This is a genomic window from Peptidiphaga gingivicola, from assembly GCF_001652275.1.
Lineage (GTDB): Bacteria > Actinomycetota > Actinomycetes > Actinomycetales > Actinomycetaceae > Peptidiphaga > Peptidiphaga gingivicola.
In genome coordinates this window covers 985,810-997,578 of sequence record NZ_LVZK01000001.1, presented here as the reverse complement: position 1 = coordinate 997,578, position 11,769 = coordinate 985,810, and the positions used below count along the sequence as shown (strand labels likewise).

At 65.3% G+C, this 11,769-nt stretch carries 15 protein-coding genes; 8 read left to right on the top strand and 7 right to left on the bottom strand.

What is annotated here, in order from left to right; translation table 11 throughout:
- Window positions 1–79: 79 nt before the first annotated feature.
- The 3 genes from A4H34_RS04080 to A4H34_RS04070 all read right to left on the bottom strand — a co-directional run bounded on the left by A4H34_RS04080 (window position 80) and on the right by A4H34_RS04070 (window position 2,141).
- On the bottom strand, window positions 80–799 hold the full coding sequence (locus A4H34_RS04080) for an MgtC/SapB family protein (RefSeq protein ID WP_064231175.1): 720 nt from the start codon (window positions 797–799) through the stop codon (window positions 80–82).
- 186 nt (window positions 800–985) lie between these two features.
- Window positions 986–1,720, bottom strand: coding sequence for a hypothetical protein (locus A4H34_RS04075; protein ID WP_156510253.1), 735 nt, complete (start codon window positions 1,718–1,720; stop codon window positions 986–988).
- 22 nt (window positions 1,721–1,742) lie between these two features.
- Window positions 1,743–2,141, bottom strand: a complete 399-nt coding sequence (locus tag A4H34_RS04070; RefSeq protein ID WP_197480413.1) for a cupin domain-containing protein — start codon at window positions 2,139–2,141, stop codon at window positions 1,743–1,745.
- A 226-nt stretch (window positions 2,142–2,367) separates the two neighbouring features.
- On the opposite strand from A4H34_RS04070, the gene A4H34_RS11370 reads away from it, so the two are divergent.
- Both A4H34_RS11370 and A4H34_RS04060 read left to right on the top strand, forming a co-directional pair.
- Window positions 2,368–2,712, top strand: a complete 345-nt coding sequence (locus A4H34_RS11370) for a DUF2249 domain-containing protein (RefSeq protein ID WP_009199550.1) — start codon at window positions 2,368–2,370, stop codon at window positions 2,710–2,712.
- A 191-nt stretch (window positions 2,713–2,903) separates the two neighbouring features.
- A complete protein-coding gene (locus tag A4H34_RS04060; RefSeq protein ID WP_064231172.1) occupies window positions 2,904–4,820 on the top strand; it encodes a potassium transporter Kup in 1,917 nt (638 codons plus the stop codon).
- Window positions 4,821–5,024: 204 nt separating this feature from the next.
- Here A4H34_RS04060 and A4H34_RS04055 read toward each other — a convergent pair whose 3' ends face one another.
- Window positions 5,025–5,690, bottom strand: a complete 666-nt coding sequence (locus A4H34_RS04055; RefSeq protein ID WP_064231171.1) for a hypothetical protein — start codon at window positions 5,688–5,690, stop codon at window positions 5,025–5,027.
- A 206-nt stretch (window positions 5,691–5,896) separates the two neighbouring features.
- Here A4H34_RS04055 and A4H34_RS04050 point away from each other — a divergent pair, with 206 nt between their 5' ends.
- Together A4H34_RS04050 and A4H34_RS04045 are read left to right on the top strand one after the other, a co-directional pair.
- A complete protein-coding gene (locus A4H34_RS04050; protein WP_050758840.1) occupies window positions 5,897–6,391 on the top strand; it encodes a VOC family protein in 495 nt (164 codons plus the stop codon).
- Entirely contained in the window at window positions 6,364–6,642 is a 279-nt protein-coding gene (locus tag A4H34_RS04045) for a hypothetical protein (protein ID WP_064231170.1), read from the top strand. Before A4H34_RS04050 ends, A4H34_RS04045 begins: the two co-directional genes overlap by 28 nt.
- A 47-nt stretch (window positions 6,643–6,689) precedes the next feature.
- On the opposite strand, the gene A4H34_RS04040 is transcribed toward A4H34_RS04045, so the two are convergent.
- Window positions 6,690–8,054, bottom strand: coding sequence for an MFS transporter (locus A4H34_RS04040; protein WP_064231169.1), 1,365 nt, complete (start codon window positions 8,052–8,054; stop codon window positions 6,690–6,692).
- A gap of 64 nt (window positions 8,055–8,118) precedes the next feature.
- Here A4H34_RS04040 and A4H34_RS04035 point away from each other — a divergent pair, with 64 nt between their 5' ends.
- Window positions 8,119–8,448: an ArsR/SmtB family transcription factor gene (locus tag A4H34_RS04035; protein WP_009199556.1), complete on the top strand. Its 330-nt coding sequence runs from the start codon at window positions 8,119–8,121 to the stop codon at window positions 8,446–8,448.
- 132 nt (window positions 8,449–8,580) lie between these two features.
- Here A4H34_RS04035 and A4H34_RS04030 read toward each other — a convergent pair whose 3' ends face one another.
- The gene (locus tag A4H34_RS04030; protein WP_197480412.1) at window positions 8,581–9,258 is read right to left on the bottom strand and encodes an NAD(P)-dependent oxidoreductase; all 678 of its coding nucleotides are present in this window, start codon (window positions 9,256–9,258) and stop codon (window positions 8,581–8,583) included.
- A 122-nt stretch (window positions 9,259–9,380) separates the two neighbouring features.
- Here A4H34_RS04030 and A4H34_RS10630 point away from each other — a divergent pair, with 122 nt between their 5' ends.
- Genes A4H34_RS10630 through A4H34_RS11215 form a run of 3 tightly spaced genes read left to right on the top strand, consistent with a single transcriptional unit; the run spans window position 9,381 to window position 10,933 of the window.
- Window positions 9,381–9,929: a winged helix-turn-helix transcriptional regulator gene (locus A4H34_RS10630; RefSeq protein ID WP_082903054.1), complete on the top strand. Its 549-nt coding sequence runs from the start codon at window positions 9,381–9,383 to the stop codon at window positions 9,927–9,929.
- Window positions 9,930–9,974: 45 nt separating this feature from the next.
- Window positions 9,975–10,451: an alcohol dehydrogenase catalytic domain-containing protein gene (locus A4H34_RS11365; protein ID WP_231870945.1), complete on the top strand. Its 477-nt coding sequence runs from the start codon at window positions 9,975–9,977 to the stop codon at window positions 10,449–10,451.
- A complete protein-coding gene (locus tag A4H34_RS11215) occupies window positions 10,406–10,933 on the top strand; it encodes a zinc-binding dehydrogenase (RefSeq protein WP_231870997.1) in 528 nt (175 codons plus the stop codon). The genes A4H34_RS11365 and A4H34_RS11215 overlap by 46 nt, the downstream gene beginning before the upstream one ends.
- 106 nt (window positions 10,934–11,039) lie before the next feature.
- On the opposite strand, the gene A4H34_RS04015 is transcribed toward A4H34_RS11215, so the two are convergent.
- Complete coding sequence (locus tag A4H34_RS04015; protein WP_156510251.1) at window positions 11,040–11,708, bottom strand: hypothetical protein; 669 nt, start codon at window positions 11,706–11,708, stop codon at window positions 11,040–11,042.
- Window positions 11,709–11,769 lie beyond the last annotated feature (61 nt).

The window sequence follows — 11,769 nt, the reverse complement described above, 5'->3', positions numbered from 1 at the left end:
CGCCTGAACAATTCAAGCGGCATGCGGACGCGCGCGAACCCGGAGAGCGGCCGAATGCCGAAGGGACGGATTGGCCGCCTCAGTCGAGGTCGCCCGGTTCGACGACGTCGACGGCCTGCACGCCTTCTACCTCCGACAGGGCGCGAATGAGGGCGTCCTGCGGATAGGGGCCTTCGAAACGCATGACCACGCGCATTCCCGGCCCTTCCTCCGTCGTGATCGACGACGTCGAATTCACCGTGGCCCGGTACCCGTGGCGGGTTGCGGTCAGGAGGATTCGGCGCATGACGCCGTGCCCGGACTCGTATTCGATGACCGTCCGGTTGTTGTGGTGACTCGAGGGAAGCCTGTTCGACAGCGGCCCGAGCAAGAAAATGAGGGCATAATGCAGCAGAAGAACGACGATCGCAACCGGGATCATGTGGGCGCCGCACGCCATCCCCATCGCGGCGGACACCCACACCGTGGCCGCCGTCGTCAGGCCCTTGACGGTGTCGTTGTTGACGAAAATGACGCCCGCTCCAAGGAAGCCGATGCCCGAGACGATCTGCGCGGCGATTCGGGAACGGTCCAGGCCCGCCGCATCCGGGGGCGTAAACCCGTAGGCCGAGACCAGCGTGAACAGGCACGAGCCGAGGCCGACGAGCACATGCGTCTTAACGCCGGCGTTCTTCTGGTGGAATTGGCGTTCGACCCCGAGAAGCAGGCACAGAACAAAGGTCGCGACGACGGCGACGATTTGATCCGGGAGGTTGTGAAGGTCGAAGTTGCCCATGGGCGCCCCTTTGCGTGACTTCATACGGACTGAAGCTAACAGTCTACGTCGTTTGGCCTCGGAGCGGGAGAAGCGAAAACGCGGACGCGGGCGCCCCTTCGGCCGCGAACGTCTTTCACCCGCGGGCGCCTGCAAGCGCACATGCGTCGCCGCGGGGCGTCCCTTCGGCCTTTCCGACCGCGGGACCGGATGGGCTTGGCCCGTCTGTCCTCACCCGCTGGCGCCCGCAATCCTCACAGCGGGACGCACCCTCGCAGACGAAATGCCGCGAGTCGGTTTTCCAAGGCGCTGGCGGACCTGGCCGTGCAGCACGGTCCCCGAGACGACGGAGCCCGAGACCGGCGCCTCCCCCGCGAACACGGTGAACGTCCACGCCTCGCGCCGCTCCGAGTCGGGCATCTCGCGGCCGCATTGGAAGGTCAGGGCGCACCACAGCTGGCGGATCATGAGGGAACGGGTGTCAAAGCCCTCCACGGTGAAGACCTCGGACGGGGCGCCCGCGACGTCGTCATAGCTGCCCATCGCCAAACCCGCCGGCGACGTCGCCGCGACGAACAGGGTCCACGCGTCTGCCTCCTCGCAGGCATTGACGCCCTCGCCGATTCTCTCGTCTAGAAAATCGGGCTTGAGCACCTCGGGCTGATCTGCTCGGACTCCCTCCGGCGCCGGGACGCGCACGTCGAATCTCGACGGATCGGGCACGAGAAGCGGCTCGAACTCCGTCGCATCGAAGAACCGAGCCGTCCGAAAACGCTCGGCGAGGCCGCGGGCCGCATCCTCGGCGGCCTTCCAGACCGTTTTGTCGAACGCCTCAGCCAGGTATCCGACGTCGGGCAGCGGGAGGCCGGCCTCCGACAAGGCCGCCGCTGCCGACGGCGCGGCAACCCAACCGGACTCGGCGAGCTTGCGCATCGCCTTCCCGCCGATCTCCATTGCGCCGGTCACAGTCTCGCAGCCGCCTCTCCCGTCAAACTGCTTCGGCCGCCGCTTGCGCGTACTCCTCGTCGGTCACCGGCCTGCCCCATTCCACGGGCCCGTCGGGGCCTTTGAGCGTCACGGCGACATGCGTCATTTCGGCGTCGGGGACAGCCCCGTGCCAGTGGCGCACTCCCGCCGGAGTGTATGCGCTCTCGCCGGTGCGGACGCGCACGGCCGGCTTGCCCTCCTCTTTGCAAAGGGCCTCTCCCGCGGTCACGACGAGCAGCTGGGCCACGGGATGGGCGTGCCAGTTGTTCCGAGCCCCCGGCTCGAACGTGACCGCGCCCGCATTGAGCAGATCGTTGTCTTCAAGCGGATACAAGTAGGCGGCGCCGGTGAACGTCCCCTCGGGAAGCCGATCGCCGCGCGGGAAAATCTGAGCATTCACGATTCCTCATCCTCCATGCGCAGAACACTTGTTTTCATCCTAATGGAAGGCGATGGCTTTGAAAACAGGCTCAAGGCCGGCAAAAGTCGCATGCCTCGGGCGAGGCCCCGCCAGCCCCGACGCTTCGCGCTGAGCTTGAAAACGAAGCGCACCGCGCCCGCTCTTCGCCTCGCCGCGTAGAATCATTGCGCCGTTTCAACAGCTGTTTCAACAAAGGAGGAGTTCCATGTCCCAACATACCTGCGGATGCGGTCACGATCACGGCGAGAAGACCGAAAAAGCCGAGGAGGCAAAGGCGAAGGCTTCGACGTCGGCGTCAGCCTATAAGATCCTCGACACCTCCGAGGACGAAATCCTCGACGTCCACGCCATCCCGCACTTCGTCCGCCACGCGGCGATTCTCGGCGCCCTGGCCTCGCTGAACCCGGGATTCGCGCTGACGATCAAGGCGGGGCACCTGCCCGCTCCCCTTCTCGCCCAGGTCGAGCAGCTCCCGGGCTCTTTCGCCTACGAAGTCCTCGTCAACGGACCAGAGTTCTGGCTCGTGAAAATCACACGCGAAAGCCTGTGACCCCCTTTCGCCATTGGCTCACCGGCCGGGAGCGGCGGTGAGCCGCCCCGGTGAGGCCGCTGAGGCTCGGCTTTTGCCCGGTCTTCTCCCCACGCCCCGGGCCTGCCCGGTTGGCACTCCGCCCGCCCTCGGCGGGCGGCTGACGCCCACGATTGGGCCACACCCGAGGTGCCGGGCGTAGGATAGCCGGCATGAAAGTCGCATCTTCGCGCAAGAAAGGCGGCGCCGCGGCGCACGCCGGATCGGCGGGCCTCGGGTTGGCTGCCCTGGGGGTCGTCTTTGGCGACATCGGAACCAGTCCCCTATACGTTCTGCGCACGGTTTTCACGCTCGACGGCGGCGCCGTGCATCTGGACGAAGACGACATAACCGGCGTCATTTCCTGCATCATCTGGGTTCTCGTCCTCATCGTCACGATCAAGTACGTGTGTTTTGTTCTGCGCGCAGACAACGAGGGCGAGGGCGGGATTCTCGCCCTCGCCACAAGAGTCCGCCGCAGCCTGAGGCCCGGCCGGATCGCCTCCGCCGTCGCCCTCCTCGGCGTTTTCGGAGCAGCCCTGTTTTTCGGCGATTCCGTCATCACCCCCGCGATATCCGTCCTTTCCGCCGTCGAAGGCCTCGAGGTGACATTTCCCGATATGACCGAGTACGTCGTCCCAGCCGCGCTCGCGATCCTCTCCGCGCTTTTCTTGGCCCAGCGCAAGGGAACGTCGAAAATGGGAAGGGTCTTCGGCCCGATCATGCTGGCCTGGTTCGGAATTCTGGCGTGCATGGGGGTTCCCCACATCGTCGGCAACCCGCGCATCCTCGTGGCGCTGTCCCCCGTGGAGACCGTCTCCTTCATCTCGCGCCACCCGGGAACCACCTTCGTCGCCCTGGGCGCCATCGTTTTGGCTGTCACAGGCGCGGAGGCCCTCTATGCAGACATCGCCCATTTCGGGCGCCGGGCCATACAGGGCACGTGGCTCGCCGTCGTCCTGCCCTCTCTGACCCTGTGCTATCTGGGCCAGGGCGCCCTCCTCATCGACAGACCGCAAGCGCTGAGCAATCCCTTCTTCATGCTCGTTCCGAGCAGCCTGACCGTGCCCCTCGTCTTCATGGCCACCTTGGCTACCCTCATCGCCTCGCAAGCGGTGATCTCGGGCGCGTACTCGATCGCGCGGCAGGCCTCCCACCTGGGCTACCTTCCGCACATGAAGGTCAAGCACACCTCGGCCACCGAGTCAGGCCAGATCTACCTTCCGGCCGTCAATCTGCTGCTTTTCGTCTCCGTCGCATCGATCATCCTCATTTTCCAGGACTCCGAGCGGCTCTCCGCAGCTTACGGACTGGCGGTCACCACGGATTTCCTTCTGACGACGTCGCTCCTGTTGCTGCTCACCCGGGCGGGCTGGCGCTGGCCAGGATGGGCGACGGGTTTGGCCGCCGCGGTGCTCCTGGCCGTGGAACTTCCACTTTTCGCGGCAAACGTCACGAAGATCGCGACGGGCGGCTGGCTTCCGCTCTCGATCGCGACGTTCATGCTCGTTGTCATGACCACCTGGAGGCGCGGCGAGGAACTCGTGACGCATTCGCGCAGAGCCGGCGAAGGAAGCCTTTCCGAGTACCTCCAGGGTTTGGCGGCCTCCGCCATTCGGCGAATCCCCGGAACAGCCATCTACCCCCATTCGATGCTCACAACCACGCCCCTCGCATTGAGGAAGAACACGGAGATCAATCGAGTGCTGCATGACAACGTCGTCATCGTCTCGATCAAGACCCTTCCCACACCACACGTTCCGCGTTCTAAGCGGGTGATTCTAGACGAGATCGCCTCACCGGTGCGAGGCGTCACGCATATGACCGTCCGCTACGGATTCATGGACGAACGCGACCTGACGGAGACCATCCGCCACGGCCAGCGGACCCTCAAACTTTCCTGGAGGCTCGACGACGAAGTCTTCTTCATGCTCTCCCACATCCACATCATGGAAGGGAGCAAACGCTCGATGTGGAAATGGCGCAAGAAGCTCTTCATCGGCCTTTCCCGCGTTTCGGCCTCCCCCTCGTGGGTGAACAAGCTCCCCAAGGACAGAACGGCGGAGATATCGATGCGCGTCCTGATCTAGACCCGTGCGGCGCGCGCATGCGAAGGAGCCCCCGCGTGAAGGGCGCCCCGCCGCACGAGCAGAGCCCCGCGTGAAAGGAGGCCCGTCCGAAGCGCGCCCCGCCACATGAGGCAGAGTCCCGCGTGAAAAGCGCCCCATGCGAAGCACGGCCGTCGCGCGAAAACTGCCGTCGCCGCGACTGCGTCGAAGAGCCCCTCCGCGGCTTCATCGGGGCGGCCCTGAGTAAACGTCCTGCATCCACTGGACGCTCGCCTTCGGGTCGACGGCGAGCACGGCCTCCTCGGCCTCGTCGTAAACGGACTCGACGCTGTCCGGCCCATCCTGTCCGCCCGAGAGGATCGAGAGGCGAACGCATCCCGAGTCCTCCCAGCGCCGGACCGACGCCCCTCCCCACAGTCCGAAGGCTTCGCGAGACCCTCGGCCTTCCGGGTCGGGGGTGAGCCCGAGCATCCACGCATCGAGCGCATCCCGCACAGCCTTCCAGGCATTCGCCGACGGCGCCGGGGCGCAAACCTCCGTTGGAGAGCGTGGAGCGACCGCTTCCCGGGCACCCGCCGACGGCACGATTTTCACCGACACTTCGACGAGGCAATCTTCGGTCCAACCTTCGACGCCGCCCGCCCACCCGGGTCTGACCTTCGCCGTCGCGCGCCGCCAACCGCCTCGCCGTTCGGACGCACCCCTGCCGCCCCTGCGAGCATCGCCAGCGCCGTCGTTCCGAATGCCGTCTTTCTGGCCGTCGACGTTTCCGCCCACGGAATCCAGACAGCTTTCGCCGCCTCCAAGTCCGCCGGCGTTCCTGTGCCCGCCCTTGCCCGCGCGGCCCCGGCAGCTTTCGCCGTCCCTGGCGCTGTCGCTTCTGTTTCCCATGCCGCCATTATCCAGCCGGAGTCTAAGCGCCGCTCGGCTCGCATCGACCAGGGTGCTCTGACCGCGCCCATTGACGGGCTGGTCAAAACGAATCGACGGGCTGGTCAAAACGAAGAAGCGCGACGGGCTTGCCGGGACAAGACGACAAGACGGCGACGGCGATCCGCCTCCTGTGCAAAACCGACGCAGCCTGTATGCTTGGCAACATGACCGAACTTGGAGTCACAGGAGAGCATACAACCGACGGAATCCCGCACGGTTCAACAAGTCTCACCCCTTTTCTCGCCATCATCGGCGCGGAAGAGGCCTTGGACTTCTATCGCTCGGTGTTCGACGCCCGGATAGTCGATGTCACGGAATTCGACGGCGTGGTGGTCCACGCCGAGCTCGACTTCGGGAGCGGCAAGCTGCAGGTGGGTGAACCCAATCCCGAGTACGGCCTGGTCCCGCCGCCTTCGGAGGGCGCCTGCTATTCCTTGGGCCTGTACTGTCCCAACGTCGACGACGTCGTGTCGCGGGCCCTCGCCGCGGGCGCAACCCTGCGCGAAGAGCCGAGCACCTTCATCTCCGGCGACCGCTACGCTTCGATTCTCGACCCGTTCGGCGTGCGATGGTCGATCATGTCCAGGGTCGAAGACATATCCGAAAGCGAGAGCGCTCGGCGCGTGGCCGAGTGGGCCGCCGGGCGCGCCACGAGCTGACCGAACATTTCACTGACCAATCTCTCTTTTGCAGACTGCGCTCGCACTCCGAAGCGCTCCGCCTTCTAACCGATCGAAACCGACACTCGCCCTCAGAGAGCCGAGCCGCCTTTGCGCCGACCGCGCCCGCGCGCGAAACCTACGCCGACCTGCTCGCCTGGGCGCTGGAGAATTCCGTCGATTGCGCGGGGCATTCGGGGCTGACCGACGCCGAGGAACGCGAGCTCCTCGACGCCCTCGACCGAGGCTGACGGCCTGCCGGCCCGAGCCGAGTGCGGCCCACGGGCTCCCCTCGGATTCAGCGAGTGCGGACGCCGCGAATGACTATGGCGGATATCGCGGCCAGTGCCGCGGACGCCCCGCCAAGCCACGCGAAGCTGCCCGTCGCCGTGAGGATCGCGGCCCCCGCCGACGAAGCGACGAACTGCGCAAAATACTGAGCGGCGCCGTTGAGCGCCAACGCGGTCCCTTGCAATCGCGGGTTGAGAGTGGCGGCGAGAGTCATGAATGCGGGCTGCGCAGCGACGACGCCGACGCTCCAGACCATCTGCCCGAGTACGGTCACGGCCACGGGGCCCGGCGAGAAGACGACCGCCGTCACGCCAAGGGCGGCGGCGCCTCCCGCGACCGCCGTATAGTAGGCGGCGTGCCATCGCGCGAGCAGACGCCCGCCCACGACCGCGCCGACGATTCCCGCCGCGCCCGCCGCGAGCGTCACCCAGGACATTTCGGCCGCCCCGAAGCCATAGCGGTCCTCGTAGAACGCCCCGATCGACGTGTACGCAACGGCGAATCCTGCGTGCCACAAACCGGTGCTCAGAAGGAGGAAAAGAAGCCCGCGATGGGTCAGCGCCGCCTTCAGCATTCCTGCGACGGCAGCGGAGGCACCGCCTCGCGGCCCGTCGCCCGTCGCGGATTCGCCGTCGCCCGCGCGCACGTCGGCCGTCTGCCGCCCGACGCCGGAGAAAACCCGGACCGCCGGGAATATTGCGAGAAAGCCGGGAATGGCAATGAGAAGGAAGGTCCACTGCCATCCGACGGCGGAGGCCAGAAGCGACCCGATCGGAACTCCCACGACGGTGGCCGACAACAGCATGCCTGTGACCACTCCGACATTCGCGCCGCGCGTTTGCGGCGTCGAACGGCTGACGACCTCGCCGAAGACCGTCGGCATGACCATCCCCGCGCCAAGTCCCGCGAGCGCGCGGCAGGCGAGGCCCATCGCGAGATTCGGCGCAGCGAAGGTCAAAGCCGTGCCCGCCCCGAAGACGGCCAATCCCGCGACGGCAACCGGCCGGCGGCCCCGATAGTCCGCCAGCGCCCCGAAGAAAGGACTCGTGGCTGCGTACGCCAGGGCGTATGCGGCCACGAGGAGGGCGGAGAGCGAGGCGGAAGCGCCCCAGCTTTGGAGTATTTCGGGGGCGATCGGGGCTACGACCATGGAGTCGCAGCCTACGAGGAAGGCGACGGCGCCGCCCAGAATCACGGCCGGGCGCGCTGTTCCCGAGCCGTTCCTTTTCCCCGCGGGACTTCCAGCTTCGTTGGCCGAAGGCTTTCCGCCGCGCCCGGCACGCCCCATCTCGGCCTCGGAGACATCTGCGGCGCCCTTCGGATCTTCCGCTGTCTCTTTGCCGCTGCTCGCCTCGTTCTCCGTGTGACTCATTTTCAACACATCCTTTGTTCGATGTTCGACGAAGATAGAACAACGGTAATGCAATACTAGAGGAATGGCAAGGAGTGTTCATCCCGACCTCGCGGACGTGCCCCTGACCGCGGTGCTCGCGGCGCTTTCGGATCCGCTGAGGCTCGGCGTGGTTCGCCTGCTCGCAGACGGGTCCGAAAGGCAATGGGGCGAGTTCGATGCGCCCGTCTCCAAATCGACGCTTAGCCACCACATGAAGGTGCTGCGAACCGCGGGGATCACGGCCACGCGGGCCGAAGGGACCAGATGCTACGTCCATCTGCGGCGCGAGGAGCTAGACGAAAGGTTCCCCGGCCTCCTCGGCTCGATCCTCGACGCGCAAGGCCAAGGGGCGGCGCCGGTCAAGCTCAGGTAGCGCGACGTTTCGCATCGCGTCGTCGTAGCGAACGCCGACGCCTCGGGCACGCCGCGCCATGCGCCTACGGCGAACCGAGACCCGACCGCCAGGGCCTGCGCCCGATCGCACGGGCGAGCCGCCGCATACGGCCTACGAGAGGAGGCTGATGCGCTCGCGCACGTGCTTGCCGGCCTCTATCTCATCGATCAGGCCGATAGCGTAGTCCGCATAGCTCATGGCACTCTCGCCGTTCGAATTCAACGTGAACTCCTCCCCCGCCAAAATGTAGGATCCGGTTCGCTCGCCGTCGGCCCGGAAATCGAGGGGCGGGCTGACGTAGGTCCACGCAACGTCTCCGCGCGTGCGCAGATAGTCGAGCCCGTCGGCCATCGCGGAGGCCACAGGCTTGAACTGCTCGGGCATCTGAGGGCTTTCCAGCACCCGGGTCGTGTGATCGCCGTCGATGTACAGGCTTCCGGCGCTGCCGACCACGACCAGCCGCGTCGCGGTCCCTGCGAGGATCGATGCAAGATGCTCGAGGTGACGCTTATGCAGCGGGAGGTCCTCAGGCCTCGACGTTCCGAATGCGTCGACGACGGCGTCAAAACCCGCTAGATCGCCCGCCGTCAGGTCGAAGACGTCGCGCACCAGGGCGCGCCCGGCGGGGGTCTCGACGTCTCGGCGGACGACTGCCGTGACGTCGTGCCCGCGGGCGGCCGCTTCGCGTGCGATGAGAGAACCGGATTTTCCGTTCGCTCCGATGACGCCGATCTTCAGCGGCCCGCAAGGCATTTCGGCCTCGGGCGTTTCAGCTGCGGCTGTTTTCATGACGCTCCTTTTCATGGCGCTCTTTTGAATGGGCTTGCGGAACCAGGCTAAGGTTCTCGGTGTAAATTTGAAAGAAGGCACTTTAAAGTGCTGTAGGAACCTACAGGAAACCAATGCGGAATATGAACGAAAATCAAGCATCGCATACGCAGGAACGCCAGCTGCGGGAGTCGGAGGCCGTGTCAGAAGAGCCGCGCCCGCGGCCCCAGGCTTCGCAGCCCGCGCAGAAAACGGCGGCTCATGCCGCGCACGCGCACTCCCGGCCCGATCCTCAGGAGACCCGCACCCCTCGGGAGACCCGCACCCCTCGGGAGGATCAAGCCGCGGACGGTCTCCCGGACTGCCCTGTGGAAGTCGCGCTCGGCTTCATCTCCAGCCGGTGGCGCATCCTCATCATTCGGGACCTGCTCAAGGGTGCGTGCAGATTCAGCGAATTGCAGCGTTCCGTGCGCGGAATCTCGCAGAAGATGCTCACATCCAATCTGCGCGCGATGGCCGATTGCGGGCTGGTCACGCGAACCGCCTATGCCGAGGTCCCGCCTAGAGTCGAATACGCGCTCACGGAGCTGGGCATGAGCCTCTCCCCCGTCTTCGCCGCCCTCGAATCTTGGGGCGAAGAGTACAAAGAGAGGGTTGCGTCGCAGGCATGCGGCGCGACCGAGGGAAAGTAACCGAGGGAAAGCAAAGGCACGGAAAGAAAGGCTGGGCGAAACAACATGAAAGCCGTGGTGGTTTACGAGGCCGGCGGACCGGAGGCCCTCCAGTGCCGCGAAGTCCCGACGCCCGAAGCGCGCCCCGGGTGGACGCTCGTCAAAGTCCGCGGCGTCGGCGTCAACCATTCCGAGATCTTCACGCGCGAAGGCAAATCGCCGTCGGTCTCGTTCCCCCGCATTCTAGGAATCGAGTGCGTCGGGCAGGTGGAACGCACATTCAACGCTCGCCTCCACGCGGGCCAGACGGTCGTTTCCATCATGGGCGAGATGGGGCGCGCTTTCGACGGCGGTTACGCGCAGTACGCGCTCCTGCCCGACGAACAGGTCTACCCGGTCTCCACATCTCTGCCGTGGGAGCAACTGGCCCTGTCCCCGAGACCTACTACACCGCCTTCGGTTCGTTGGAAAGGCTTCGCATTGAGGACGGCGACGACGTGCTGGTGCGCGGCGCGACGTCGGGAGTGGGGGTCGCGTTTTTGAGACTCGTGAAGGCCCTTTACCCCTCGTGCCGCGTCGCAGGCTCGACGCGCAGCGCGCAAAAGGGCGAACGCCTCCTCGGTGAGGGGTTCGACCGCTGCGTCGTCGACGATCGCAATGCGCTGAAGACGGAAGACTCCTTCGATGCGATCCTCGATCTGGTCGGCCCGGCGGCGGCACAAGACACCTTCGCCCACATCAGGCCGGGCGGAACCGTGTGCATCACAGGGTTGCTCGGCGGGCAGTGGACCCTTGACGGCTTCGACCCCATCGTGGACACAAACGGGGGATGCCTGACTGGATTCTATTCAGGCGACGTCGACGGCGAAAGACTGCAAGCGCTCATCTCGACGATCGAGGACCGCCGGATCGACGTGAAGCCGGAGCGGACGTTCCGCCTGAGCGAGATGCGGCAAGCCCACGCATACCTTGCCTCCCGAGATTCCTTCGGCAAAGCCGTGGCCATCCCAGAATTCGACGAATGAGCCCGCTCCGAGCCTGGGCAATGTCGATGGCTGGCTCGGAGAGGTCGTCGATGGCCAGCTCGGAGCGGTCAAAGAAATCGAAGACCACAAGGAAGCCTGTAAGCGGTCACGCGGGCAAGAAAACGGACCAATTAAGCGTAATCGATATTGCGATCGGGTTGCAGACGCTGAAAACGATCGCCAGGATCGAGTAAACCTTGTTTCTTGCCTTTCCCTCTTTCGAGGAGAAAACCAGGCCGACAATTCCCAGGGCCAATCCTGCAACGGCCCAAACCCCGGCAAACAGCATCAGGACGGCGAAGAGGAAGAAGTTGGCCATCCCGCCGTCGTCGGGAAACGCGCCAGGATCGGCGAGCGGCGCTTCAAAGAAATCATGGATGCCTTTCCTGAAGAGAAGCACCGCTGCGACGTTCGCGATCAAAGCGGAGACGGACACCCAGAATCCGGCCACCCCCAGCGACCCGCGCGAGCGCTTCGCAGGCTTTTTGCCGCCCCACGCGCTTCCTCCGACCGGACGGGGCGCCTGGGCATCGGTGTAAAAGTCGCCCGGCTGCTGCTGATTCCAATCATATCCAGGATGACTGGCGCCGCCGTAGCTGCTGTTTTCGTACATTTTCATTCCTTCCCATTTGCCGTCAAGTTTTGTTTGCGCATCCGAAACGGATGGGGTGAAGACTTCTTGCATTCTATCTAGAGACGCCCCACCCAAAAAACGAATGGCTGGGGCGAAGTCCACCCCTGTCTCATCCCAAACTCCGCCCTTGCCGACGTTCAATGTTCGCGCTAGTCGAGTACCAGGATCCGCGCGTCCCCACTGCCGCCTTTTTCAAGCAGAG